The sequence below is a fragment of the Corynebacterium segmentosum genome (assembly GCF_900637825.1).
Classification (GTDB): Bacteria; Actinomycetota; Actinomycetes; order Mycobacteriales; family Mycobacteriaceae; genus Corynebacterium; species Corynebacterium accolens.
In genome coordinates this window covers 2,143,227-2,170,080 of the sequence record NZ_LR134408.1, presented here as the reverse complement: position 1 = coordinate 2,170,080, position 26,854 = coordinate 2,143,227, and the positions used below count along the sequence as shown (strand labels likewise).

Genomic DNA, 26,854 nt, shown 5'->3' with positions numbered 1-26,854 from the left:
ACGCACTCACCCCTGCACATGCCTACTCGGTATTCGCGTCCTTCGGCGGCTCCGGTGGCTTGGGGGCCTTGGGAGCCTCTGCGCTTTCCGATGACGCCGGTGGTGCCGGCGGAGCGGGCGGCATGGCCGATGCCGGCGGAGCAGGAGGCGCGGGTGGTGCCGCTGCCTCGGGTTTCTTGTCGGCCTGCGGTGGCTTTGGCGCTGCTGGAGCTTGTGGCGCCTTGGCAGCTTGCGGAGCCTTTGGCGGCTGTGGAGCTGCAGGTGGTTGTGGCGTAGTTGGTGCTTGCGAAGCGGCGGGTGGCTGCGGGGCACTAGGCGGTTGGGGTGCCGCGGGTGCCTTCGCATCTGGAGCAGCCGGCGGAGTCGGGGCACCTGGAGCTGCCGGGGCACTTGGTGCTGCCGGAGCCTTCGGAGCCGCCGGGGCGCTAGGTGCCGAAGAAGAACCCGGAGCGGTAGGAGCAGCGGGGGCCTTGGGAGCCTTTGGCGGCTTGGTAGCACCCGGTGGGGTTGGCGCGCTAGGCGCGGAGGGAGCACTCGGTGCAGAAGGCGGAGTAGGCGCTGCCGGGGCATTAGTGGATTTCGGGGTACTCGGCGCGCTGGGTGCGCTGGGTGCCGAAGGGGCCTTGGGAGCAGCCGGGGTAGAAGGAGCCTTTGGTGCGGATGGAGCCGCAGCATTGGGGACCGCCAGTGCCGTCGGAGTAGAGGGCGCGCTTGGAGCCGCCGGTGCCAAAGGAGCAGAAGGCGCGGAGGGTGCGGCAGGTGGCGTGGTAGCGGTGGGGGTGTTGGTAGAGGAGGGGGCATCGGCAGGCGCGGGTGCCTTGGGGGATTCAGCGGTAGTGGTAGCTGAAGCCGCAAGGTGGCGCACTGGGGTGCCCAAAAAGGCCTTGGGGCGAGGCTCTGGAAGGGTGCCCTTGTCATCCAAGGAAATAGAATTGCGCAGCATGGTGGCCACGTCGTTGACCTGGGTGGTGGGGGTGGACTCGGTAGCCAAAGATTTCACGCCGCCGGTCATCATGACATTGCAGAACGGGCAGCCGGTGGCGATTTCCTCGGCGCCGGTCTCGAGTGCTTGCTCCGTGCGGAACTCATTGATGCGAGAACCCAGCTTTTCCTCCATGAACATGCGCGCGCCGCCGGCGCCGCAGCAGAAGGCCTCGTCGTGGGACTTGTCCATCTCGCGCAATTCCACGCCCGTGGCCTGGAGAAGCTCGCGCGGCGGATCGAAGACCTTATTGTGGCGGCCCAGGAAGCATGGATCGTGATAGGTGATGGGCTTGCGGTTTTCCGGGGTGCGCGGAACCGGCTGTAGGAGCTTTTCGCGCACCAGGCGGTTGAGCAGCTGCGTGTGGTGGAAGACATCGAAATGCCCGTCAAAGTCCGGGTACTCATTGCGGATGGTATTAAAGCAGTGCGGGCAGGTCGTAATGATCTTCCGCTGACCTTTAGGCACTCCCTCGAAAGCGTTGTTGAGGGTCTCAACGTTTTGTTGCGCCATCATCTGGAACAAGAACTCGTTGCCGGCGCGGCGGGCGGGGTCGCCGGTGCAGGTCTCACCGGTAGAAAGCACGCCGAACTTCACGCCAGCGGTGTGCAGCAGATCCACGACGGCGCGGGTGGTGCGGCGGCCATTGTCATCATAGGCACCGGCGCAGCCTACCCAGAGGAGGTATTCCATATCGGAGAAATCGGTGGCGTCCTCGCCAATGATGGGTACCTCGATGCCATCGGCACGCGCCTCATCAATCCAGGCGCGGCGCTCGGAATTATTGCGGCCCCAAGGGTTGCCCTTGGTCTCCATATTCTTAAATAGGCCGGTGAGCTCCGATGGGAAATCGGATTCTGCCAAGACCTTGAAGCGGCGCAGGTCCGCAATATGGTCGATGTGCTCGATATCAGTGGGGCACTGATCCACGCAGGCACCGCAGTTGGTGCAGGACCACAGGACATCATCGTCGATGACACCAGCCATCGAGAGCACATCGAGGCCCTCGTGCGGGTTGTAATTATCCAGCGCGCCTTGGCGCAGATCCATCATGACCTTTTTGGGGCTGAGCGGCTTATCGGTATTCCAGGCCGGGCACAGCTCTTGGCAGCGGCCGCACTCGGTGCATGCGGTCGAATCCAGCAGCATCTTCCAGCTGCCAGGGGTGATGTCTTCTTCCAAGTCCGGGGTGGGCAGGGATTTGAGCGCCTTTTCCCCGGAAGTATTGCGCTGGAAAAAGATATTGAAAAACGCCATGAAGCGGTGCCACATGACACCCCACTGGAAGTTGCGGGCGATAAAGAAGATGAAGAGGAACCCAGAAAGCAGCTTGACCAAGGCAAAGAAGCTGACCAACACCGGGGATTCGGGCAGCGCCTTAGCCAGGTGAATGGTCAAGAAATCCGCGACCGCGGAACCGTGGCCAAAGGCCGCGATCTTGGAGGCCTTGACCAGGAGCATGCTAAGACCTTCGATGAAGACGATGGCCTCTACCCAGCGGGCCGCTGCCGTTTGGGAGTTGAAAAAGCGGCTGCCGCGCTCGGTATCGCCTAATTTCAGGCGCACGCCGATGAGGAAGCAGATGCCTAGCACCGTGCCGATGCCGAGCACTTCTTCCACGAAGTGATAGACCGGCCAGGTGCTTAAGACCGGCCAACCTTTATCCGGGGCGAAGGATTGGATATAAGCCTCAAACCAGACCAGGATGCCAAATAAGAAGCCCACCATGACTAACCAGTGGGCGGCGTTGACCAGCGGTTTGCCCTTGAAGTGGGTGTGGCCGAAGACCTCTACCACTACGCGCCCGAGGCGTTTTACGGGGCTGTTGGTGCGCTCTAATTGGGTGGGCCCGCCCGAGCGGATGAACTTAATGAGCGCCCCGACGCGGACGAAAAAGTATAGCCACACCGGAATCGATGCGGCTATAGCAATCCAACCGAACACGGTGGTCATTCGTGCTCCTTTACTACTGATGCTCCACGATGCTTCTACCTTAAAGCCTAAAGGCGCGAATCTGGGAGTCAGTATTCAGCTCACGGAGCCACGTGTTCTAGGAAATCGGCGTTCCTGCCTTAGAACGGGCAGCCAGCTGCGCGGCGCTTGGCGGCGTCATCGCCAGCATCCTTGCCGTGCGCGGATTCGGCGGAAGCGGAGTCAGAATCGGTGGTCTTCGGCGCATAGCCCTGAATCTTCTTCGGCTCCTTGTATTTGCCTTCGATCATGCCGTTTTTGATCATCAGGGAGCGGCCGGGCTCCATGTAGCGCTTGTCTTCCGGCAGGTGATCCATGATGAAGCGGACGGACTTGGCAATGCGGTCGAAGCGCTTTTGATCGCGCTTGGTCCACTTGAGATCCAAGATATCGCGGTACTGCTTGGGCAAGGTCGCCACCGTTAGCCAGATGGCGCTGCGCATAATCGGCTTCCAGATGACCTTCCACACGGCCTCCGGAACGCCGTTCGGGGCCTTTACCGGCTCGACGCGGGCGGTGCGCAGGGCAAAGTCCACGGTCTCATTGCGCTCGAGGACGGTATCTGCCATCTCATCCATATACGCCATCAAGTCATCGTAATTATCGATGACCGGGCGCTCAGACATGCCGTACTTATCCCACCAAGTCACGCCTTCGCGCACGATCTGGTCGCGCTCTTCCTTGGTAAATGGCGTACCAAAAAGTTCTTGGGCATAGATGACGCGGTAAACAAAGGTAGCGTGTGCCCACCAATAGGTCTCCGGATTGAGGGAGTGGTAGCGCTCGCCATTTTGCAGCGTGCCCTTAATGGTGACGTGGTAATCGCGGATGCGCTCGCCGATGTCCCCATCGTCATAGATGGACTGAATAATCTGCGGCGTGGAGCGCTGCAGGCGGGCGAATGGCTCGTCGAAGAACTTCGAGTGATCCAGCAGGGATTGCCCGATGGCCGGGTGCATATTCTGCAAGATGCCGGTATATCCGCGCAGCAACTGCAGGCGGTTATCCGATCCCCACTTCCACAGCAGGGAATCCGGGCCTAAGGGCGCGCGGCGCAATTCGCGCTTTTCTTCCTTATTGTTCTCGGTGTTTTCTTCTGGTGCTTGGTTGTTTTCTGTCTTGAGTGAGTTGGACATAATAGTCCCTCCCTGTGAGTGATAGAGCGTGATAAGAGTGTAGCGTAGCACACAAAAATCCAGCAATGTTTCGGGGTATACATTCCCCAGAGGGGATTAGCCTTCCGCGAACTGCGATTGGTGCAGGCGCCAATAAGCACCCTGGGCGCGCAGCAGCTCTTCGTGGGAGCCTTGCTCGACGATGCCCCCGTTTTCCATCACCAAGATCAAATCAGCGTCCCGGATGGTGGACAAGCGGTGGGCGATGACGAAGGAAGTGCGCTCGGCGCGCAGGGCATTCATGGCCTCTTGGACGAGCACCTCGGTGCGGGTATCCACGGACGAGGTCGCCTCATCCAAGATGAGCAGTGCGGGCTGGGCCAAAAAGGCGCGGGCGATGGTAATCAACTGGCGCTCGCCGGCGGAGATGGCGCCGCCATCTTGGTCGATGACGGTGTCATAGCCCTCCGGTAGGGAGTGCACGAAGCGATCCACGTAGGTGGCCTTGGCCGCGGCGATGACCTCATCGTCCGTGGCATCGAGCCGGCCGTAGCGGATATTGTCCATGATGGTGCCCTCAAAGAGGACGGCATCTTGTAGCACCATGCCCACTTGGGAGCGCAGGGCTGTGCGGGGCATGTGGGCGGTATCGTGGCCATCGATAAGAATGCGGCCTGAATCGATGTCATAAAAGCGCATGAGAAGGTTGACCATGGTGGTCTTTCCTGCACCGGTGGGGCCGACGATCGCCGCGGTTTGCCCCGGCTCCACGCGCAGGTTGAGTCCGGTGATAAGCTCCTTCTCCGGCGAATAGGAAAAGGCAACGTCCTGGAACTCCACGCGGCCGCGGGCACGGCCGGCCAGCTCATCGCTGGTTACCTCCAGCGATTGTTCTTCCGCATCGAGGAATTCGAAGACGCGCTCGGCAGAGGCCACACCGGATTGCACCTGTTGCATCATGCCGCCCAATTGGCCCAGTGGCTGGTTAAATTCGCGGGAATACTGGATAAAGGCGGTGGCCTGGCCCAGGGTCATCTGCCCGTTGGCCACGCGCAGGCCGCCAAGCACAGCGATGGCCACATAAGACAGGTAGGACACGAATTGCATGATGGGCATCATGATGCCGGAGAGGAATTGCGCCAGCGCGGAAGCGCGGAAGAGCTCGTCATTGCGCTCATCAAATTGGCGCGTCATATCCTCCGTGCGGCCAAAGACGATGCCTAAGTCGTGGCCGGAGAAGGACTCTTCTACCTGGCCATTGAGCTGGCCGGTAGCGCGCCACTGGGTTTTGAATTGGCGCTGCGAGCGCCCGCCGATGACCCCGATGATCAGCGCGGTTAGCGGGAGCGCCAAGAGTGCTACCAGGGCGAGCCGCCAAGAGATGCTCAGCATCATCACGGTGATGCCCAGGATCATCAGGATGTTATAAAACAGCTGGGACAACGCCTGTTGGAGGGCTTGTTGCACATTGTCGATGTCATTGGTGGTGCGCGAGAGGATATCGCCGCGCTGGTTGGAATCGAAGTAATTCAACGGCAGCGCATGCACCTTGGCTTCCACGCGCTGGCGCAGCTCGTAGACCGTGTCGATGGTCAGGCGGTTTAAGATGAGCCCCTGCCAGAGCTCGAAGGCGGCAGAGACGATGTACATCGCGATCATCGCGATGATAAGCGTGCCCAAGCGGGTAAAGTCGATGCCCTCGCCGGGAATGAAATCCATGCCGGAGGCCATATCGGCCACCTGATCTTGGCCTTGGGCGCGCATGCCGTCGATGGCCTGTTGCGCCGAGATGTCAGACGGCAGCTCGCGGGCGATGACGCCAGAGAAGATGACGTCCATGGCATCACCCAAGATCTTAGGGGCAAAGACCGCGAGGAAGACGCAGACTATGTTCATCGCCGCCACTACCGCCAGCATGCGCTTATAGGGCATGAGAAGCAGCATCAAGCGCTTGGCAGAAGGCCAGAAATTCTTGGCCTGGCGCGGTGCGGAACCGGACCATTCATCGGCGGCAACCTTGGCTTCAAGTTCTTGGAGCTCGGCGTCCTCGGCGGAGGAGTCTCGTGTGGTGTCCTTGGCCATTAGTGCTCTCCTCCAGTTACTCCGGCGGTTTCTTGGGATTCAACGATTTCTTGGTACACGCCCGAGGATTTCAGTAGCTCGGCGTGGGTGCCGCGGGCGACAATCCGTCCTTTATCGATGACCAAAATCTGATCGGCATCCTGGATGGAGGCCACGCGCTGGGCCACGATGATGGTGGTCACGGCCTCGCCGCGCTGGGCAAAGGACTGGTGCATGGCGGCGCGCACATTGGCATCTGTGACCACATCCAGCGCGGAAAAGGAATCATCAAAGAGATAAATGCGTGGCTGGGCCACGAGCATGCGGGCGATGGATAGGCGCTGGCGCTGCCCGCCCGATACATTGGTGCCGCCTTGCGCAATCGGCATGTCCAGGTCATCGACGAAGTCCGCCTGTGCCACGCGCAGCGCCTCCCATAGCTCATCGTCGGTGGCCTCGGGGCGGCCCAACCGCAGGTTGGAGGCCACCGTGCCGCTAAACAGGTAGGCCTTTTGTGGCACCAGCGAGACGCGGCTGACGATGTCGGGGCGGGAGAGGGAGGTGGTAGGGGTGGCATCGATAAGCACCTCGCCTTCGCTCGGGACGTACAGGCGCGGGATGAGGGAGAGGAGCGTGGTCTTGCCCGCGCCGGTAGAACCGATGATCGCGGTGGTGGTGCCGGGAGGGGCGGTAAAGGAAATATCCTCTAGCACCGGGGCATCCGCGCCGGCATAGGAGAAGCTGACATTGCGAAACTCCACGGTGCCGGAATTGGTCGCCGGGGTGACGGTATCCTTCGGCGGGGTAATGGACGGCTCGTGGCTTAAGACCCCGGTGATGCGGCGGGCACACACGAGGGCGCGCGGGAGCATCATCGCCATAAACGTGCCCATCATGACGGCGGCGAGGATTTGCAGCAGGTACTGGAGGAAGGCGGTGAGCCCGCCGACATCGACAAGCCCGGCATCCACGCGCTGGCCGCCAAACCACAGCACGGCGCCCGTGGCAACGTTCAAGATGACGGTGATAAGCGGGAACATGAGGACAAAGAGCTGGCCGATTTTCAGCGAAAGCTGGGTAATGTCCTTATTGGCCTTGGTAAAGCGTTCAGTTTCATAGGCCTCGCGCACAAAGGCTCGCACGACGCGGATGCCGGTGATTTGCTCGCGCAGGGTGCCGTTGATGGTATCCAATTTGTCCTGCATAAAGCGAAAAAGCGGCATAAGCCGCGCGATGAGGACGGAGATGGTGCCGAGCAATACCGCGACAGAAACCCACACCAACCAGGACAGTCCGGCGTCCTCCCGGATGGCCATGATGATGCCGCCGATGGACATAATGGGTGCTGTGACCATGAAGTTCAGCATCATCATGTAGACCATCTGCACCTGCTGCACGTCATTGGTGCCACGGGTAATAAGCGTGGGCGTGCCGAACTCGCTCATATCTTCCGCGGAAAACGTGGTGACCTTGCGGAAGACCTCGCTGCGCAGATCCCGGCCCACGCCCATGGCGGTGCGGCTGCCGCACCACACCGCGCCGATGGCGGTAATGACCTGGACAAAGGCCACAATCAGCATGATCGCGCCGGTGTGCCAGATATAGTCGATATCGCCCTTGGATACGCCCTCATCGATGATTTTGGCGTTCAAGGACGGCAGATACAGGGTCGCCGCGGTGGATAGGGCCTGCAGGATAAGTACCGCTATGACGTAGGGCGTATAGGGCGCCGAGCGAGTAAAAAGAATTCGGACCAGATCCATAAACCTGCGCTTCTTTCGAGGGTTAATAGGGAATACCTGCGCAAGTTTATCCGGTCGGCACACATGGGGTGAACGATATTTGTATTTTGGTATCAGCCCACAAGGCCGTAATTAGACCAAGACGTGCGCCAGTTGTGCCCGGGCGATGACGTTGGTCCAATCTTCAAAATCCGTGATAGGCGTGCACAGTCCCTCCCACGTGGTGACGGGAATGCCACGGGCCTTTAATTCCATGACGATGAGCTCGCGGTCACCGTGGGAGGCCAGCTGATGGACCTCGTTATGAGTGATATCGCCGTCCATCCCCACGCGCACGTTTCCCAGCAAGCGCAGCCGCGGCGTGGTGCCCGGTGCGCACTCGTGTGCCACGGCCTCTTCGGATACTCCGACAAGCCCCGCGAACCGCCGAAGTAGACCGAACGGTGCAGTTTTTTCTGAGATGAGGTCTACGCACATGCCGGCGCTAAGAAGCCTTTCCACGGTGGATAAGGCGGCAGGACCTTCTCCGATGATGGCGACACGCTGCATAAGAGCTCCTCCTCGGGCGAGTTTGGTTGGCCCGCGATAGACTACATTGTCTGTAAAACTAGTCCGCTCGGTTCAGAAATAAAACATTTTATTCTCCCCTTCTGCCAAGCTCAGCGCCGTTTCCAGAAAAACGTGCTGCGTCAGGTGCTGTGGTTGCCTAGTGTGTGAGCTCATGACCCCAACGACGAACCTGCTGGATGGCGGAAAGAACTTCCGCGATCCCCACATCTCGCCCGAAGGCACGCGCGGTACCGTTCCGCTTGCCGCCGAGGTGGCCGCGCGCAATGAACAGCTAGTGGACACGTGGGCGGATAAGCTCTACGCCGAATCCGCAGAAAGCATCACCGAGTGGGCCGCCGAGCACGCCCCCGGCCGGTTAGCGGTGACGATGTCCATGGAAAACACCGTGCTGGCAGAGCTCTCCCACCGCGCCGGGCTCGCTGCTGACCTGCTTTTCATCGATACCGGCTGGCACTTCCCGGAGACCCTCCAGGTGGCCGAAGAGGTGGATAAGCGCTACCCGGATCTCCCCCTAGTCCGCGTGCTGCCGCTGCTGAGCCCCGAAGAGCAAGACGAGGTCTACGGCCCGCGCCTGTACGCGCGCGATACAGCCGCCTATAACCGCATGCGCAAGGTGGAGCCGCTGAACATGGCCATGGATCCTTATGCAGGGTGGGTCACCGGCCTGCGCCGGGCCGATTCCGAGCACCGCGCCCATGCCCCGGCGCTCAGCCTGGACCGCACCGGGCGGTTAAAGATTTCGCCGATCATTACCTGGAACTTGGACGATACCGATCAGTACATCGCAGAAAACGACCTCATCATCCACCCGCTGACCCTGCAGGGATACCGGTCCATCGGCGATGCGCCGTTGACCTTCCCAGTCGGCGAGGGCGAGGACGCCCGCTCCGGGCGAGTATTTGCAGATGGCAAGACAGAATGCGGGTTACACGAATAATGAGCACACTTTCCCCACACCTACAAGACCTAGAAAATGAATCCATCCACATCCTGCGCGAGGTAGCCGGGCAATTCGATAAGGTAGGCATCCTCTTTTCCGGTGGCAAGGACTCCGTTGTCGTCTTCGAGCTGGCCCGCCGCGCCTTCGCCCCGGCCACGGTGCCTTTTGAATTGCTCCACGTGGATACCGGTCATAACTTCCCCGAAGTCATCAAATTCCGCGATGACCTAGTCGCGGAATCCGGTGCCCGCCTCCACGTCGCCCACGTCCAAGACTGGATCGATAGCGGCGAGCTGCAGGAACGGCCCGATGGAACGCGCAACCCGCTGCAGTCGGTGCCGCTGGTAGAGAGCATCGCCAAGCGCGAGTACGACGCCGTGCTGGGCGGGGCCCGCCGCGATGAGGAGCGCGCCCGCGCCAAGGAACGCATCTTTTCCATCCGCGATTCCTTCGGTGGCTGGGACCCTCGCCGCCAGCGCCCCGAGCTGTGGGACCTGTACAACGGCGGCAAGATGGCCGGCGAAAACGTGCGCGTCTTTCCCATTTCTAACTGGACCGAATCCGATATTTGGGAATACATCGGCGCGCGCGATTTAAAGCTGCCGCCCATTTATTACTCCCACCAGCGTGAGGTCTTCAACCGCGGCGGCATGTGGCTTTCGCCAAGCGAATGGGGCGGGCCGAAAGGTGATGAGCAGCTAGAAACCCGCACCGTGCGCTACCGCACCGTCGGCGATATGTCCTGCACCGGTGCCGTCGACTCCACCGCCTCCAGCCCCGATGAGGTGCTCGCGGAAATCTCCATTTCCACCCTGTCTGAGCGCGGCGCCACCCGCGCCGATGACAAACTTTCTGAATCCGCCATGGAAGACCGCAAGAAGGAAGGCTACTTCTGATGACGACTACCCTCGCGCCGAATGTCGGCGCCCTCAAACAGCGCGATACCCTGCGCTTATGCACCGCCGGCTCCGTTGATGACGGCAAATCCACCTTCGTCGGCCGCCTGCTCTATGACACCAAGTCCGTGCTCGCGGACCAGGTCGAGTCCATGGAGCGTTCCTCCTCCGATCGCGGCTTCGACGGCATGGACCTTTCCCTGCTGGTTGATGGCCTGCGCGCCGAGCGCGAGCAAGGCATTACCATCGACGTGGCCTACCGTTACTTTGCCACCGATAAGCGCACCTTCATCCTTGCCGATACCCCAGGGCATGTGCAGTACACCCGCAATACGGTCACCGGCATGTCCACCTCGCAGGTGGTGGTGCTGCTTATCGATGCCCGCCACGGCGTCGTCGAACAAACCCGCCGCCACCTCAACGTGGCCGCGCTCCTGGGCGTGCGCCACGTCGTCCTCGCGGTCAACAAGATCGACCTCGTGGACTACGATGAGCAGGTCTTCCGCGATATTGAGGCCGAATTCCAAAAGATTGCGCAGCGCCTGGGCATCACCGACACCACCGTCGTGCCCATTTCCGCGCTCAAGGGCGATAACGTGGTCGAGCGCTCTACCACCATGGACTGGTACACCGGCCCCACCGTCCTCGAGGTTCTTGAGACCATCCCTGTTGCCACCGGACGCGCCGATGAGCTGGACTTTCGCTTTCCCATCCAGTACGTCATTCGCGAGCACGCCACCGATTACCGCGGCTACGCCGGCCGCGTGAAGGCCGGGTCCATCTCCGTGGGTGATACGGTGCACCTGCCCGAAGGCCGCACCAGCACCGTCACCCAGATCGACACTGCCGATGGCCCCGCCCCCTCCGCCGCCGCCGGCGATTCGGTGACGCTCCTGCTTGTCGATGCCATCGATCTCACCCGCGGCGATCTCCTCGCCGGCTCCCAGCGTCCCGAAGCCACCCGGGAATTCGACGCCACGGTGGTCGGCTTGACCGAAAAGGATCTCAAGCCCGGTCAGATGGTGAAGCTGCGCTATGGTTCCTCTTTGGTCAAAGCCCGCATCGCTACCATTGCTCGTACCTTGGATCTCGATGGCGTGGCCGACGTAGAAGACCCCGAGACCGTGGCCATGAACGATATCGCCCACATCACCATCCAGACCCAGGCCGAACTGCCCGTGGAGGACTACGCCGCCCGCGGCGCCGTGGGCAACTTCCTACTCATTGACCAATCCTCCGGCAATACCTTGGCCGCCGGCTTCGTGGGCCACCGCCTGCGCTAGCACTGGGGCCGCGCGGGGCGCGCGCCACACTGTCCAAAACAACCGCGTTTGCGCTAAAAGCACCCTACTTTTTAGCGAAACGCGGTTGTTTTATACGCCTGCGGCCACACCTCCATAAGCTAGCGGCTTAACACGTCAGCAAATCCTCCACGATTTCCTTTGGCACGCCAGCCTTGGAGAGCTACTTCCATCCTTTTCAACCACTGCCCAGGTATCCCCGGACCACTGGTACCAGGTGTGGAAGGAAGTTTCTTCATCGCCGGCATAAAGCCAGTTGGCATCGCAGTAGATCTGCACGGGCCTATAAAAACCACCCATGTGGGCCTCAGCATAGGATCCGCACTTTTCACCCGCGCTCGGTTCCTGGCTTCCAACTTTTGCCTGCGAATCCTTCTGCCCTTGCAGCTTCGCATCAGCGTTCTGCGCAGTAGCGTCCTTCTTCTTGTCGGCCGGCTTGGACTCCTCATCGGAGTCATCCCTAGAGCCTGAGTCCTTGCCGGCCCCTTTGTTTGGGCCTTCTTCCTTGGACGAATCCGCCTCTTTGTCGGCGGCGTCAGAGGATGGCTTGGAAGAGTGGATATCCGCAAACGCAGGTTCGTGTGCCTGATCTTTTGGCTTTGCTGTTCCGGTATAGGCCCACGTACTGGCAGCTACTAAGGCAATGACCGCGATGATCGCGATAACAGCGGTGACGATGCGCTTGCCGCGGCCTTGAGAAGTACCGTATGACTCCAAAGATTCTGAAGGCTGAGTTTTCCTTACGAGAGGCCCTTATGTGGTGTAGGGAAGAGTAAAGAGAAAGGCCGTGAAGCCCTTTGCGCACTTACTATATCGTGATTGCGTGTATGACGAGTCAAAGTTGCTTCCCGAATCGCGTTATTATTTTCCGCCTTCCAATCCAAGGAGCCAGGGAAATAAGCAAACCACGGACGTAAAACGCTGCAGCCGACTCCGTCACCCGAGCCGCCTACAGGTATCGTCGCAGGCATGGAAAACTTATCTGGACGAACCCTCTTCGTGGCGGCCGTGGATGCCGAAGCTGCACACCTTCCGGACAGTGAAGCGCTGCTTATTACCGGTATCGGCACGGTCCCAGCGGCGATTTCCCTGACTGAGGTATTGGCTGAGGCCCGAGCATACGATGCTCTGCCCGAGCGCGTGGTCAATATTGGTACGGCGGGCGCGCTTGTCGATGGCATGGATGGCGTCTTTGAGATCAACAAAGTAACCAAGCACGATTTCAAGCTAGACGTGCTGACCGATATCAGCCGTTACCTCCTGCCAGAATTCATCGAGCTGGAAACCTCCGGCGAGCTTCCGACACGGGGGCTGGCCACCGGAGACATGTTTGTTTCTACTACCGCGCTGCGCAATGAGCTGGTGAAAAGGTCCCAGCTGTGCGATATGGAAGGCTATTCCATCGCAGCCACTTGCCAGCGCTTTGGCGTGCCCTGCACCCTGCTAAAGCAGGTCTCCGATTCCGCGAATGAGGAATCGATGGGCACTTGGGCCGGTGTCTTGGATCGCAGCGCCCGCCAGCTTGCCGCGGCCGCAGCCGACTTAGGCTTTTTGCGTTAAACGGTGCCCCCGATTCCCTTCCCCTCCGCTTTGCTCGGTAGGGGAAAGGGAATGCTCTTTAGGTGAGCGGGCTCATGGCCGCGAAAAGCTGCTTTACCTTCTCGCGAGGAGACTCCTCGCGGGGGGTGTTGCTGGTGTTGTCGCCGTCGTTGGGGCGCTGGGCTTCGGGGTCTGTGTTCTCGGCGTCGTCATCTTTGTCATCTTTGTTGTCCTTGGACGCGGCCTTGGAGCCGGTGACGACTTCGATGTCATCGGGGGAGACCTCGCCGGCGCGCAGGGCGGCCATTTCCGCGTGGTAGCGCAGGACAACGGCGATGGTGGCGGCGACCGGTACGGCAAGGAAAGCGCCGACGATGCCGGCCAGGGTGGAGCCCACGGTGATAGAAAGCAGGACGATGGCCGCGTGCAGGCCCATGGCCTTGGACTGCAGGATGGGCTGGAGGACGTTGCTTTCTACCTGCTGGACAATGATGATAAGTGCGAGCGCGAGCAGCGCATTGGTCAGGCCATTGGACACCAAGGCGATAATGACGGCCAGGGCGCCGGCGGTGACCGCACCGATGATGGGGATAAAGCCCGCGAAGAAGGTGATAACGGCGATGACTAGCGCCAGTGGGACTTGGAGGACCCAGAGGCCGAGGCCGATAAAGACGGCATCGACAAGCGCGACAATAGCCTGGGCCTGAATGAAGCCAGACAGCGTCTTCCACACGCGCGAGGTGAGCTCCGTGATGTGCCAGGCGGCGGAGTTGCCGGTGTATTTGCGCAGCCAGGGCAGGAACCTATCGCCGTCTTTAATGATGAAGAAGGTGATAAAGAGCATGATGACCGTGGCTACCGCAATGGAGCTGGCCATGGAAAAACCAGAGACGACGCCGGTGGCAATTGTTGATGCCTGGCCCTTGGCAAAGGTCACGATGTCTTGGAAGACCGATTGCAGCTGGTCCACCTCAATATCCAGTGGGGAATCGTTGACCATCTTGGTCAGCTGCATAATGCCGGCTTCGGCCTCATTGATAAGCACCTTGGACTGAGCGGTGACCATGGGCGCCATGGCGGCAAAGATGCCGCCGAAAATAACCACTAAACCTAACAGCGTCGTGACCGCTGCCAGGGTGCGGGGAAAGCCCTTGGACCGCAGCCACGCGGTGACCGGATACAGCACCGTGGAGACCAGGATGGCCAGGATAACCGGCAGCAGGCCCACCCAAATAAAGCGCAGCAGGAAGCCCGCCAGGCCCAATCCTGCCGCGATGAGGATAAAGCACACCGAAATCTTGGCCATGCTGCGGAAGTCTTTCGCTAGCACGGCGGATTTATTATCCCGATCGGCGGGATCGGCGGTGGCTACCTCAGCGCCCAGCTGGGATTCATCGGGGGAGACCAGGGGCGCGGCGTAGGGGTTCTTCGCATCGGCCTTGCGGTTGACGGTGTTTTGCTCGAGCGCCGAGGGGTACTGCGGGCGCTGCGTCGAGTTCTGGGCCGAGGGTTGCTCAGCGCCGTGAGGGGAATGGTTATCTGGCGTAGTCATTCATCTACTATGCCACACGAAACCACCTAGAGATAGCGCAGGAAAGGCAGAGAAAAAGCTAGCGCCCCACCCAACTCCCAGCGGAAAGGGTGGGGAGAAGGTGGGGCGCTTGGTCACTGTGCCGCGGCGGGTGGCAAGCGGCGGGTTAGTCGCGCAGGTTGCCCACGTTGCGGATGATGCCGAAGCGGTGCATGGTCACAGAGACTGCCTGCTCGAGGAGGTAAGGCATGAGCTCACGGCGGCCATCGGCAAGCACGGGCTGGTCCAGCACCACGGAGTTGGAGCGCACCGCTGCCTCGTAGACGGAATCCGGCACGGTGCCCAGGGCACGCACGCGGGAGGACTCGTCATTAGCCACGGCGGCGGCGAAGGAACCATCAGAAATGGACTTCACGTCGAAGCCGAGCTCCTGCAGCTGGGCGGCGACCTCTGGGGCGGCGGAGATTTCCGTTTCCGTGCCGGTAATGCCGGAGGCCAGCACCTGGCGGGCGACATCGCGCAGCTTGTAGTTCTCGCCCACGCGGATGCGCAGCTTGGTGAGCAGCGGGCGGTAGCGGAAGCGGTTGGCCTCAGAAACCAGCGCGGTGCGGTCGTGGGTGCGGCCGAATTCCTCGAGCCATGCAATCCGGTCCAGCTCGGCGGAGCGCCAGAGCCATTCCAGATCGTCCTTGCTGAGCTCATCAGAAAGCTCATCGCGCAGGCGCTCCAGGATCTTCACGCTGGCCGGGGCGATGTCCACGTCGCGCGGCTTGAGTTCGCCATCGGTCCAGGTACCCATCTGGGCCACGTAGTTCGGGCCGCCGGCCTTCGCGCCCGGTCCCATGACGGACTTCTTCCAGCCGCCGAAGGACTGGCGCTGGACAATCGCGCCGGTAATGCCGCGGTTGACGTAGGCGTTGCCCACCTCAACGTTGTCGATCCAGTACTCGATTTCCTTGTCATCCAGGGAGTGGATGCCGCCGGTCAGGCCATAGCCGGTGCTGTTTTGCCAAGCGATGGCCTCTTCCAAGGTATCGGCGTACATGATGCCGAGGATGGGGCCGAAGCACTCATTCTTGTGGTACCAGGAGCCCGGCTGGACATTATCGCGAATGCCCGGGGACCACAGGGTGCCCTCTTCGTTGAGCTTTTCCGGCTTCAGCAGCCACTTCTCGCCCGGCTCCAGCTGGGTCAGGCCGCGCAGGAGCTTCTCGCTCGGCTTTTCCGCCAGGCCATTCATCGTGGTGGTGATGTCATAGCCCGGTCCAGGCTTCAGGGTCTTCACAGAATCCAGCAGCTGCTCACGCAGTCGCTTGGACTTGCCCGCAGCACCAACGAAAATCACCAGCGAAGCGGCCGAACACTTCTGGCCGGAGTGGCCGAAGGCGGAGTTGTACAGGTCCTGGATGGCCAGGTCCGGGTCGGCGGCTGGGGTGATGACCAGCGCGTTCTTACCGGAGGTCTCTGCCATCAGGTTCATCTTGGGCTTCCAGGAGCGGAAGAGAGCGCCGGTATCAGAGGCACCGGTCAAGATGATGTTGTCCACGTCATCGTGGGAGAGCAGGGCCTTGCCGGCATCGCCTTCATCAGTCAGCACGAGCTGCACCAGATCCGGGTCTAGGCCTTCTGCTTCGAGTGCGGTGCGGAAGGCCTCAACCACCATCTTGCCGCAGTGGACTACCTGGGGAGCAGGCTTGACGATGACCGCCGAGCCCGCCGCCAAGGAGGCCGCAATGCCGCCGGTAGGAATGGCGATGGGGAAGTTCCACGGCGGGGTCACCACGGTGACGGTGTGCGGGTGGAACTCGGAGTGCGCCTCTTCCAAGAAGCGGGCGGACTGGCCGTAGTAGGTGCAGAAGTCAATGGCTTCCGAAACCTCCGGGTCAGTCTGGGTAACCGTCTTATTGGCCTCGTAGGCTGCCACGGAGATGAAGTCCCCGCGCTTGGCGGCCAGCTGATCCGCGACGGCGTCCAAGGCTGCGGCGCGCTCTGCGGCGGGGCGCTTGCCCCATTCGGTGCCCAGTTCCTTGGCGCGGGCGACGTAGCTTTCCACGGCGGAGGGGTCGGTGACCTCTTGGACGCCGTGCTCACCAGGGTCATTTGCAAGCGCGCGCTTGGCCCAGGTGCGGTTCGGGGTAATGGCCGGGTCCGTATCGGGCTCGTTCCTAAAGCGGCCGGAATCCGGTGCCTGGCGCCCGGAATCCTCGAGGCGGTTCTGGGTACGGCGCGATCCAGCGAAGGTATCCCAGCGCTTGGCCACGGCCTTGCGGAAGGTCTCTTCCTGGCTTGCCAGCGGCTCCTCGCCTGGGGCGAAGAGGGCATAAAGGAAGTTCTGCGGCGCGGAGTTCTCCTCCAAGCGGCGCACGAGGTAGGACACGGCGACGTCGAAGTCATCCGCGTGGACCACCGGGGTGTAGAGGATCTGGCGTCCCTCGTAGACCTTGCGCACCGCTGCCTGCTGCGCGGGGGACATGCCCTGCAGCATCTCAGAATCCAGCATGTGCAGCACGCCGCGCTTTACACCCAGCTCGTAGGCCATGGCGGCGGTGTACAGGTTGTGGCTGGCCACACCGATGCGGATGCAGTCTGCGTATTCCTCCTGCAGGATGTAATCCAGCAGGCGGTAGTAGTTAGCGTCAACATCCAGCTTGTTGGTGTAGGTAGCCAATGGCCAGTCGTGGATTTCGCTTTCGGTGGTTTCCATGGACAGGTTGGCGCCCTTTACAATGCGCACTTTGACCTTGGCGCCGCCTTCTGCCACGCGCTGCTTGGCAAATTCCGCGATGTCCTGGAGGGCATCGAAGGTATCGGGCAGGTAAGCCTGAAGCACGATGCCGGATTCCAGGTTCTTGAACTCCGGCTCGCTCAAAAGGCTCTTGAACAGGCGCAGCGTCAGGTGGAGGTCATGGTATTCCTCCATGTCCATGTTGATAAAGACCTGCGGGTTGCGGCGTGCGGCCTCCTGGTAGAGCGGGCGCAGGCGGTCCTTCAGGCGCTCCACGGAACTGCCGATGTCCCAGTTATTCAGCTGCGCCACCATCGAGGATGCCTTGACGGATACGTAGGTCACGCGCGGGTTCTTGATGAGCTCCAGTGTGCGGCGTGCGCGGGACTTTGCTTCCTCTTCACCGAGCACGGCCTCACCCAGGAGGTTGAGGTTTAACTGCTCGCCGGAGGCGGCGGCCTTTTCCAAGGTGTCATTGAGCGCATCCGATTCCGCGTCCAGCACAAGGTGGCCAACCATCTTGCGCATGTACATGCGTGCTACCGGCATGACCAGGTTAGGCAGGATGGGGCCGAAGAAGCCGCCGGCGCCGACGAGCGCGCCATTGATGCTGCCCAGGAAGGAAGGATCGTACTGGGAGGAAATGTCCTTCAGCGCCTTGGCCGCGACCTTGTCATCCTCTGGGCGCATGACGCGGTCCACGAAGTCCATGGTGAACCGCACGCCGTTGTCATCGCGCAGCAGCTCCGCGAGCTGCTCGGTGGCCTTGTCCTTTTCATCTGCGGTGGAATCGAGCCAGCCCTGCGCGCGCTTAATGGCGGCGGGCAGTACGGCCTCAACATCATCAGATAGTGGCGTGCGGGTGTATGCGGGAGAAGTCATGTGAAATTCAACCTCTTTTTCGAAACGTGTACTTCCAGGTTGGTGGCCAACCCACACCGCGGTGTGGCCTTTATGCTGTGACTTTTAGCGCCGGTGGCAGAAAGTGGCTGGTAAGTCTATGGAAATGAGAAAGCATGCGGGGCGTTTTAACGCCGCACACGTGGCAATGAGTGGAACACGCGGAATGCGCGCGCCGCTGCTCGGTGGTTTACACCAAGCGAATCAACAAGCCATAGTACTAACGGTATTGGTGACCGGGGGCCTGTCGCTAGGGCGGCGGACGCGTGCCAAGTTGGTGTTCAACACTCACCTGCTTTCTACGAAGTGACGATATTAAAAAAGGGTGAGCACTCCCTGTGATAAAAGTGCAAGTCCCTTTGCGTTCCAGACTGGGGTATAAGTGCCGGCAACGGCATAAATGCGCTGGTAGGCAAGGATTTTCACCCCTTTGCTGTTAATTTGATTATAGGGACGGAAGGAACGTGATGCTAGTCTCGTTTGCAAAATCACACTCGGGGGTAAAAGCGGAAAAGCTAACGTGCTGCGTACAGAGTTTTAGGGGGTGGCGGTGGTCCGGTGTTGAAGGTGTGGTTTCCCCGAAATTAACCGTGTTAAAGACGGTCTGGCGAGGTCAGCGTTATGCGGATGTGTGGGGTAAATGGGGCGGGGCTGCATTTCATTCAAATCGCCTCATATGCAAAGTTGATATGTGTCCAATCTTGTACATGAGCCGTACACTTTTCACAGCTCATGTTAATGTTCACGGCTGAATCTTAAGCATTCTCTAGCCCCTATCCATCTACTTGCCAGAGGTTTCCATGAGGACTTCCAGAAAAGCTTCCACGAAAGTAATGGCGTTGCTTACTGCTTCGCTCCTGACGGTAGGGGGGGCTGCGGTTGTAACCCCTGCTAATGCCTTCATTCCTGACGAGTCGCTAAAGGGGCCGTCTCACGGTGACAACCTGGGGCATGGCCCCAAGACGGCCAGAATTACTTTGGACACGGATAAAACTAAAGTAAAACCTGGTGAAACCGTCAATGCTCACATCGAAATTGACGGTACGGCGCCTTATCCAAAGTTGGGAAAATGGAAATATGGCGAGTCTGATATCACCGCAGTTTTGTTTGAACTGAATGTTGATCCGAAACTGACCGTGAAATCGGTAGATAAGTTGGACTTCAAGTGGAGCGACGGTAAGAAGCGGGAACTTACCCAAGCTCCGACGGTGGACGAGCACAACACTATTGCTTTTGAATTTGCAACCGGCGAGCTTCGCCCTGGGTTTAAATCGACTACTCCCTTTGGCGCCGACACTTCTCTAAGTGTCGATATTCCTGTCACGGTTAACAAGACTGTCAAAGCCGGAGAAGAACTCGGTGTGACAGTAGGGGCCGAAATCGATATCCGCCCGACGCTGGACTGGACGTACGGGAAATGGGAAATGAACGAGGTAAACGGCCGCGAGGTGGACAATGCTGCCTGCTACCGGGATGCGGAAGGTACGCTTACCTTTGAAAATCCGGGCCGCTACGGAACTTGGATGGCAGATTTGTGGCTCGGGACCACTGCTGACCACTTCGAATTGAACGGTAAACCAGAATTTACGGTGAGGGGCCGCAATGGGGAGAATCTCACCGATAAGGTTTTCCCAAGTGACGCTTATCCAAAGCGCACCCTGAACCCGCAGGCTAAGCCGACCATTTATACGGGTTCCGACGGAACGGATCTGACAAACTACCGTTGGCTCAGCCGGTATGAGTGGAAGTTTAATGAGAAGATGTCCGCTGGCGACGTATGGATACCTGAAGGCTCTACCATCCACGTAAAGCAACGGGTGAGGTCTACTAAGTGCTCATTCGATCCCAGCAAGGACCACTTCGGTGTCAAGGTCGAAAGCCGAAATGCGCATCTATTTAAACAAGATGTTGCGAGAGCCGCCCTGACCGTCGATGAAAACCCGGAGGCGCCTACTCCAAGCGAAACTGAACCAAAGCCGGATACGGAAAAGGAGTCGGAGCCGTCTTCTACCTCTTCTACTCCGTCTACGGAGGTGACGACTACTTCGGATTCTCCTGAACCGTCGGAACCAACGGAACCGTCAGAGCCTTCGGAGCCTACGCCTAGTGAAGATGGTGAGACTACGGTAACGACCACGGAACCAGAGTCCGACGATCCTGAGCCTGAACCGGAAGGATCTGAGCCTTCTTCTCCTTCGTCTACTACGTCTACGGAGGTGACGACGACCAAGACGACTACGCCGACGTGTAAGCCATCGGAGTCTGAGTCCCCTAAGCCATCGGATCCGTCGGAGCCGTCCAAGCCATCGGAGCCTACGCCTAGCGAGAGTGGCAAGACCACGGTTCCTTCCACGGAACCTGAGTCGGAGGACCCGGACTGCGAGCCTTCGGGAAGCCCTGAGCCTACGCCGTCTTCCACCACGACGACGCCGACGTTGCCGCAGCCATTGCTCCCTGTGCCGTTGCTGCCGCTGGGCAAGAACAAGGACGAGGAACCGAGCACGACGCCGGACAAGCCGAAGTCGAGCGAGCCTAAGGGAACCGAGCCGCAGGAGCCCAGTAAGCAGCAGGAGACCACCCAGCCGCAGAACGGTTCGCAGTCTCATGCCGCCACCAGCACGACGGCTGCAGCCCCTGCCAAGGGTGACCACTCGCAGCGAACCACTGGCCTTGCCAATACCGGCGCGTCTGTCATTGGACTGGTTATTGCCGGAATCATGGCTATTGCAGGCGGTCTCTTCCTGGTGCGTAGGAACCGCAACGCTTAAGAAAGCTAGTGGCAGTTACCCAGCACTGCCGACTTTTCAGAATCTGACTTAGAAGCGGTCAAAGCAGCGCCCTCGCAACGCGTACGAAACGTTGCGGGGGCGCATTGTGCTGTGCAGGTGCGTTCTTAAGGGAAGCCCCTATTTTCCGTAACCGGCTTTCAGTGCTTTAACGGCGAGTTCGAGGCGAGATTTTGCGTGGAATTCGCTGAGCAGGCTGGAGACGTACTTCTTGACGGTGCCGGCGGCATAGTGGGTGCTGGTGGCAATTTCCTCATTGGATTTGCCCTCGCAGACCAGGTCGAGGATGCGCTCTTGTGCCGGGGAGATGGTGGGCGTTTCCGGTGCGTGGGCCGGCGCGGCGGCCGCGTCGTCATCGTCGGTCTGCAGCTCCGACATCTGCTGGAAGAGGCGCGTCAAGGATTGCGGGGCGACGACCGTGCCACCGCGCACCGCCTCCCGCACCGTGTCTTGGATATAGGCGGGCTTGGAGCTTTTGAGGATATAGGCTGCGGCCTTGTGGGACATGACCTCTTTGAGGGTGTCATCGTTATCCATCGCCGTCATCGCGATGAAAACTGGGGGATCCTCCAGCTTGTTGATTTCGCGCAGTAATACTGTGCCATCCATTTCTGGCATGTGAATATCGGCGATAACCGCATCGATGTCGTTGGCCTTCAGCTGCTCCAGGGCGTCCTTGCCGTTTTCCGCGGTGGCGCGGACCTCCATGTCCTCGGCGGTAGCAAAGTAGTGGCCTAGGGCCTCGAGGACGAGGGGGTCGTCATCGACAAGCAGCAGCGCTGTCTTTACTCGAAGCACCATGGAGCCGGGCAGCCGAAGACGAGCTCTACGGAGGATTCGTACTTGGTGTTGTGGGGGAGATCGCCAGGAGTGAGGTCCGCACCGAACAGGGAGGTGGACATCATTAAGGGCGTGAGGATACTAGCGAGCGCGGTCTGCATGACCAATCTCCTTGTCATAAAATCTACGTCAAAATAAGCAAGGCATAGCTTAATTGAAGGGGGCGCGGCCCTGCTATGCGGCGTGGCATAATTAACGCGCCTTATGCGCCGAAGGTGGCAGGGATAGGGTGAGCTCCCAGCGCTTGTCGATGCCCCTCGTATCCAGCCTGGCATCGATAGTCGCGGCGATGCGCTGCATGGATGAAAGCCCGATGCCTGACGATGTCTCTGCCGACGTGTTCGTGGGCTTGGCTATGGGATTGCTCAGCCTCAGTTGCGTCCAGCCCCTATGAGGCCGCGCCGAAATGACAATCTCGGCGCCGGGAGGCGAGTACTTCACGGCGTTCAGGCACGCCTCGGTGGTGATGGCGGCGATGGATTCGAGCACCGTGGGAGGAAATTCGGGGCAGAAATCTTGCCCGCTAATGTTGACTACTGGGCGTCTGTTGAGTTTGGAGAGCCGTTCTTCTTCGCGGCTAAGCAGCTGGGCAAAGCTGGTGGGTGGGGCCAGCGTACCAAGGCTGGCGGCCTCAGTGGTGCCCTCGATATTGGTGCGCAGCACCTTGGTGAGCGCGCGGACCTCGGACATGGAGGCGCGCATGGCATCGCTAAGCTCAGCAAGGCGCTGGCTAAGCTCCGGTGTTTGGGCATATTCCAAGCTCAAGGCCTCTAATTGCATGGTATTGACCGTTAGGCTGGAGGCCACGGAATTGTGGAGGGTCTCCGCCAAGTCGGTCTGGCGGCGCTTGACATCGTTGTTCCATTCCACCATCGCCTTCTTGTAGCGCTTGGCGGAATGCGCCAGCGTGCCGCCGATAAGGGCGCTGACAGCTAAAAGCATGCCCCAGACCAGCGCGGGCGCCGGGAGGAAAACCAGCCGGTGCGTGCCAGGATCGATAAGGCCGACACCCCAAAATGCCAAGAGCAGGAAGAAGGTCTGCCACCTAGTGCCGTGAAACGCGAAGACGGCGAGGAAGACCGGGGCGAGGAAGACGCAACTGGCATAGGGGATGCCCACCGTGAGGATGGCAGCGACCCAGATGCCCAGGAACGCCACCGTCATGGTCTTGGGGTAGCGGTACACAGAGGCGGTGATCACCGTGAGGATAAGCCCGATGATGGCCGCGGAAAGCTGATGCTCGGTTGGGGTGAGAAACGCTGCGAGCAGGGTAAGCGCTACGCACAGGGTGGCGATCAATGCTGCGGTGCGCTGGAGGGTCATCGCCGAGCGGAGGCGGTGATACAGCGGTGGGCGAGGGGCGTGGGTCACGGCGAGAAGGATGCTTTCTAGACGCGGCGGGCTAAATAGACGTGCGCGTCTAGTGTAAATACAAACGCATATCTGAGAAATAGGGTGCTAAAACAGCTCAACCTCCCTGCACCTTCTGGCTGCTTAATCGTGCAGCTTAATTGCGCAGCGCATGCCGCGCGGCAACGAGGGTGGGGGAGGTTTAACTGGTCTTCACGAAGGAGTGTGAAACGCTACCGAGCGTTTTAAGCGTTCGGGGTTTTAAGCGTTTGCGGCGGTGGCGGTGGTGGCAGCCTCTTCGGTTGCTGCGGTGGTCTCAGTGGTGGACTCTACGCTGCCCTGGGAGGACAATCCCTCAACTACAGAGGACAGGCCCTCGGAGTTGGAATCGGACTGAGAAATCAGCCCAACAATGCCCTTGGTGATCTTAACGACAGTATCGAAGTCAACGGCGGAGCTGAGGTGTACAAGGGTATCGAGCATTGACATTTCCTTTCATGTCGGTGGGGGAAGTGAATCTACACAACAATCATTCTCTGGATAGCAACCAGTGGCTGCCGTGGTGTCCAGTATCTGCGAGCGGGTGAAGGCTGACAATCCTCTTTGTGCCCCATTCTTTGGTAACTTTTGGCCACCTTTGGGTCACTTTTTGGGGCGCCGTGTGGGTGACTTTGGGCTCTGTGGGGCTCAAGGGGGAAGAGTTTTTCTTTGTTGTGTATCTGGGGCGGCTGGGATGGTGGTCCAGCTTTACAACCTGTCTAGCTGGGAAAATATAAAAAGTTTCAAGAAAGTTGAGTCTGCGGGAATAACTTTGCAGGGTGGCCCGTTGTTAAGATTGAGTGACACAGGCTCAAGGTTTTGTGTAGGGGCGCTATAGTTCTGTTAGAGTAGCGCAAGGACGCAACGAAGAGTTGAGTCACTGACAATCAACTTTATTAACTGCACTCGATAAAAAGGAGAATGAATCATGGGACGCGCAGTAGGTATTGACCTTGGTACGACGAACTCCGTCGTTTCCGTATTGGAAGGTGGCGAGTCCACCGTTATCGCTAACTCCGAAGGCTCCCGCACCACGCCTTCCGTTGTAGCGTTTGCTAAGAACGGCGAAATCCTGGTTGGTCAGTCCGCCAAGAACCAGGCCGTGACCAACGTGGACCGCACCATCCGCTCCGTCAAGCGCCACATTGGTACTGACTGGACCGTCAACATTGATGACAAGGACTACACCTCCCAGGAGATTTCCGCTCGCACGCTGATGAAGCTGAAGCGCGATGCAGAGTCCTACTTGGGTGAGGATGTTACGGACGCCGTTATTACCGTCCCTGCATACTTCGAGGACGCACAGCGCCAGGCCACCAAGGAAGCCGGCCAGATTGCCGGCCTGAACGTCCTGCGCATTGTCAACGAGCCCACCGCGGCAGCACTTGCATACGGCCTGGAAAAGGGCGAGCAAGAGCAGACCATCCTGGTTTTCGACTTGGGCGGCGGCACCTTCGACGTGTCCCTGCTGGAAATCGGCGATGGCGTCGTTGAGGTTATGGCCACCGCAGGTGACAACACCTTGGGCGGCGATGACTGGGACCAGCGCATCGTTGACTGGTTGGTTGACCGCTTCAAGAGCTCCCAGGGCGTTGACTTGACCAAGGACAAGCGCGCCGTGCAGCGTCTGCGCGAGGCTGCAGAGAAGGCCAAGATTGAGCTGTCCTCCTCCCAGCAGGCCAACATCAACCTGCCTTACATCACCGTTGACTCTGATAAGAACCCACTGTTCTTGGACGAGACCCTGACCCGCACCGAGTTCCAGAAGATCACCCAGGATCTGCTGGACCGCACCAAGGCTCCATTCAACCAGGTCATCAAGGATGCTGACCTTTCCGTCGGCGATATCGACCACGTCGTGCTGGTCGGCGGTTCCACCCGTATGCCGGCCGTCTCTGACCTGGTCAAGGAGCTGACCAGCAAGGACCCGAACAAGGGCGTTAACCCAGATGAGGTCGTTGCAGTAGGTGCTGCCCTCCAGGCAGGCGTGCTGCGCGGCGAGGTTAAGGACGTGCTGCTTCTCGATGTCACCCCGCTCTCCCTCGGCATTGAAACCAAGGGCGGCGTGATGACCAAGCTCATCGAGCGCAACACCACCATCCCGACCAAGAAGTCTGAGACCTTCACCACCGCAGAAGACAACCAGCCTTCCGTACAGATCCAGGTCTTCCAGGGTGAGCGCGAGATGGCTACCGCTAACAAGCTGCTGGGTTCCTTCGAGCTCGGCGGCATTGCACCGGCACCTCGCGGCGTGCCCCAGATTGAGGTCACCTTCGATATCGACGCCAACGGCATCGTTCACGTGACCGCCAAGGACAAGGGCACCGGCAAGGAAAACACCATCAAGATCCAGGAAGGCTCCGGCCTTTCCCAGGAAGAGATCGACCGTATGGTTAAGGACGCCGAGCAGCACGCTGAGGAGGACAAGAAGCGTCGCGAGGAGCAGGAGCTGCGCAATAACGCAGAATCCACCTCCTACCAGACCCGCAAGTTCTTGGAGGACAACGAGGACAAGGTTTCTGAGGACACCAAGACCAAGGTCACCGAGGCTGCTGACGCCGTCGACGAGGCACTCAAGGGCGATGACCTCGATGCCATCAAGTCCGCAGTAGAGAAGCTGTCCACCGAATCTCAGGAGATGGGCAAGCAGATCTACGAGGCACAGGCTGCAGAGGGTGGCGCTGAGGGTGCTGCCGATGCTGGCGCTGCACAGGGCGACCCGAACGTGGTCGACGCTGAAGTTGTGGACGAAGACGAGAACTCCGACGACAACAAGGATGGCGACAAGTAATGACTCAGGACAGCGGAATGCCGCAAAACCCAGGCGACCCGGAAAACACGGATCCGGAGGCTACCTCGGCTGACCGCGCTGAGGCTGCCGCCGAAAAGGCCGAGGAAGCACAGGCTGCCAACGACGCGCAGGCTGATGCCTCCGAAGAAGCCAAGTTGGATCCCACCCTTGATGCTGACCTCGAAGACGCGCTGGCTGATGTCAACGCCGATGAGGTCGAAGCCGAGGCGGAGGGCGATGAGCCCACCTCCACCGGCGCTGCCACCAACGATGTGGAGGCGCAGTTGGCAGAACGCACGGAAGACCTGCAGCGTCTGAATGCGGAATACACCAACTACCGCCGCCGCACCGAGCGTGACCGCCAATCCGTTATCGAGACCGCGAAGGCAAAGGTCATTAGTGACTTGCTGCCGGTTCTTGATGACCTCGATTTGGCCAAGCAGCACGGTGACTTGGAGGGCCCGCTCAAGGCGGTTGCGGATAAGCTCCGCAAGGGCCTAGAGCAGCACAACCTCACCGCCTTTGGTGAAGAGGGCGAACCCTTCGACCCAGAGATGCACGAGGCCGTGCAGGATTTGTCCTCCGGCGATGAGCAGGTGCTTGGCACCGTGCTGCGCCAGGGCTACCGCGTAGGTGAGAGGCTGGTGCGCAACGCGCTGGTCATCATCGCGGACCCCGGTGAGGACTCCGGCAGTTCGGAAGGCACCGAACAAGCCGATTAATCCGGGAAAAGGGCGCCTTGGGAACTGACTGATTCAACTTCCCCCGGCGCCCT

Annotated in this window: 19 protein-coding genes; 7 read left to right on the top strand and 12 right to left on the bottom strand. The window is 59.9% G+C overall.

The annotated features are described in order from the left end of the window. Window positions 1-22: 22 nt before the first annotated feature. The 5 genes from EL217_RS10240 to EL217_RS10220 form a co-directional block, all read right to left on the bottom strand. Window positions 23-2,935, bottom strand: a complete 2,913-nt coding sequence (locus EL217_RS10240; protein ID WP_126319912.1) for a (Fe-S)-binding protein — start codon at window positions 2,933-2,935, stop codon at window positions 23-25. Between the two features lie 119 nt (window positions 2,936-3,054). Next, window positions 3,055-4,089: an oxygenase MpaB family protein gene (locus EL217_RS10235; protein ID WP_126319911.1), complete on the bottom strand. Its 1,035-nt coding sequence runs from the start codon at window positions 4,087-4,089 to the stop codon at window positions 3,055-3,057. A 96-nt stretch (window positions 4,090-4,185) separates the two neighbouring features. Further along, window positions 4,186-6,150: an ABC transporter ATP-binding protein gene (locus EL217_RS10230; RefSeq protein ID WP_126319910.1), complete on the bottom strand. Its 1,965-nt coding sequence runs from the start codon at window positions 6,148-6,150 to the stop codon at window positions 4,186-4,188. Then, on the bottom strand, window positions 6,150-7,892 hold the full coding sequence (locus EL217_RS10225) for an ABC transporter ATP-binding protein (protein WP_126319909.1): 1,743 nt from the start codon (window positions 7,890-7,892) through the stop codon (window positions 6,150-6,152). Before EL217_RS10225 ends, EL217_RS10230 begins: the two co-directional genes overlap by 1 nt. 111 nt (window positions 7,893-8,003) lie before the next feature. Beyond that, a complete protein-coding gene (locus tag EL217_RS10220) occupies window positions 8,004-8,420 on the bottom strand; it encodes a methylenetetrahydrofolate--tRNA-(uracil-5-)-methyltransferase (protein ID WP_126319908.1) in 417 nt (138 codons plus the stop codon). Between the two features lie 172 nt (window positions 8,421-8,592). On the opposite strand from EL217_RS10220, the gene EL217_RS10215 reads away from it, so the two are divergent. From EL217_RS10215 to EL217_RS10205, 3 genes are read left to right on the top strand one after another with little or no spacing between them, the layout of a single operon-like run. Beyond that, entirely contained in the window at window positions 8,593-9,378 is a 786-nt protein-coding gene (locus EL217_RS10215; protein ID WP_126319907.1) for a phosphoadenylyl-sulfate reductase, read from the top strand. Next, window positions 9,378-10,277: a sulfate adenylyltransferase subunit CysD gene (gene cysD, locus EL217_RS10210; RefSeq protein ID WP_126319906.1), complete on the top strand. Its 900-nt coding sequence runs from the start codon at window positions 9,378-9,380 to the stop codon at window positions 10,275-10,277. Before EL217_RS10215 ends, cysD begins: the two co-directional genes overlap by 1 nt. Continuing rightward, complete coding sequence (locus EL217_RS10205; RefSeq protein ID WP_126319905.1) at window positions 10,277-11,560, top strand: sulfate adenylyltransferase subunit 1; 1,284 nt, start codon at window positions 10,277-10,279, stop codon at window positions 11,558-11,560. Before cysD ends, EL217_RS10205 begins: the two co-directional genes overlap by 1 nt. A gap of 135 nt (window positions 11,561-11,695) precedes the next feature. On the opposite strand, the gene EL217_RS10200 is transcribed toward EL217_RS10205, so the two are convergent. Beyond that, complete coding sequence (locus tag EL217_RS10200; protein ID WP_126319904.1) at window positions 11,696-12,295, bottom strand: hypothetical protein; 600 nt, start codon at window positions 12,293-12,295, stop codon at window positions 11,696-11,698. Between the two features lie 252 nt (window positions 12,296-12,547). Between EL217_RS10200 and EL217_RS10195 the strand changes: the two genes are divergently transcribed. Then, complete coding sequence (locus tag EL217_RS10195; RefSeq protein ID WP_126319903.1) at window positions 12,548-13,138, top strand: nucleosidase; 591 nt, start codon at window positions 12,548-12,550, stop codon at window positions 13,136-13,138. A 58-nt stretch (window positions 13,139-13,196) separates the two neighbouring features. Here EL217_RS10195 and EL217_RS10190 read toward each other — a convergent pair whose 3' ends face one another. Beyond that, entirely contained in the window at window positions 13,197-14,669 is a 1,473-nt protein-coding gene (locus EL217_RS10190; protein WP_126319902.1) for an AI-2E family transporter, read from the bottom strand. A 145-nt stretch (window positions 14,670-14,814) separates the two neighbouring features. Further along, window positions 14,815-18,255, bottom strand: coding sequence for a bifunctional proline dehydrogenase/L-glutamate gamma-semialdehyde dehydrogenase (locus tag EL217_RS10185; RefSeq protein WP_126319901.1), 3,441 nt, complete (start codon window positions 18,253-18,255; stop codon window positions 14,815-14,817). A gap of 1,121 nt (window positions 18,256-19,376) precedes the next feature. On the opposite strand from EL217_RS10185, the gene EL217_RS10180 reads away from it, so the two are divergent. Continuing rightward, a complete protein-coding gene (locus EL217_RS10180; RefSeq protein ID WP_232018300.1) occupies window positions 19,377-21,041 on the top strand; it encodes an LPXTG cell wall anchor domain-containing protein in 1,665 nt (554 codons plus the stop codon). Window positions 21,042-21,179: 138 nt separating this feature from the next. Here EL217_RS10180 and EL217_RS10175 read toward each other — a convergent pair whose 3' ends face one another. From EL217_RS10175 to EL217_RS10165, 4 genes are all read right to left on the bottom strand, one after another. Continuing rightward, window positions 21,180-21,860, bottom strand: coding sequence for a response regulator transcription factor (locus EL217_RS10175; protein WP_005285049.1), 681 nt, complete (start codon window positions 21,858-21,860; stop codon window positions 21,180-21,182). After that, window positions 21,845-22,000, bottom strand: coding sequence for a hypothetical protein (locus EL217_RS11255; RefSeq protein WP_005285046.1), 156 nt, complete (start codon window positions 21,998-22,000; stop codon window positions 21,845-21,847). Before EL217_RS11255 ends, EL217_RS10175 begins: the two co-directional genes overlap by 16 nt. A gap of 91 nt (window positions 22,001-22,091) precedes the next feature. After that, window positions 22,092-23,270 (bottom strand): sensor histidine kinase, encoded by a 1,179-nt coding sequence (locus EL217_RS10170; protein ID WP_232018298.1) that lies wholly within the window; start codon window positions 23,268-23,270, stop codon window positions 22,092-22,094. Window positions 23,271-23,510: 240 nt separating this feature from the next. Beyond that, window positions 23,511-23,732, bottom strand: coding sequence for a hypothetical protein (locus EL217_RS10165; RefSeq protein WP_126319899.1), 222 nt, complete (start codon window positions 23,730-23,732; stop codon window positions 23,511-23,513). A 484-nt stretch (window positions 23,733-24,216) separates the two neighbouring features. Between EL217_RS10165 and dnaK the strand changes: the two genes are divergently transcribed. Beyond that, entirely contained in the window at window positions 24,217-26,079 is a 1,863-nt protein-coding gene (gene dnaK / locus EL217_RS10160; protein WP_126319898.1) for a molecular chaperone DnaK, read from the top strand. Then, on the top strand, window positions 26,079-26,801 hold the full coding sequence (gene grpE, locus EL217_RS10155) for a nucleotide exchange factor GrpE (protein WP_005279390.1): 723 nt from the start codon (window positions 26,079-26,081) through the stop codon (window positions 26,799-26,801). Before dnaK ends, grpE begins: the two co-directional genes overlap by 1 nt. Window positions 26,802-26,854: the final 53 nt, after the last annotated feature.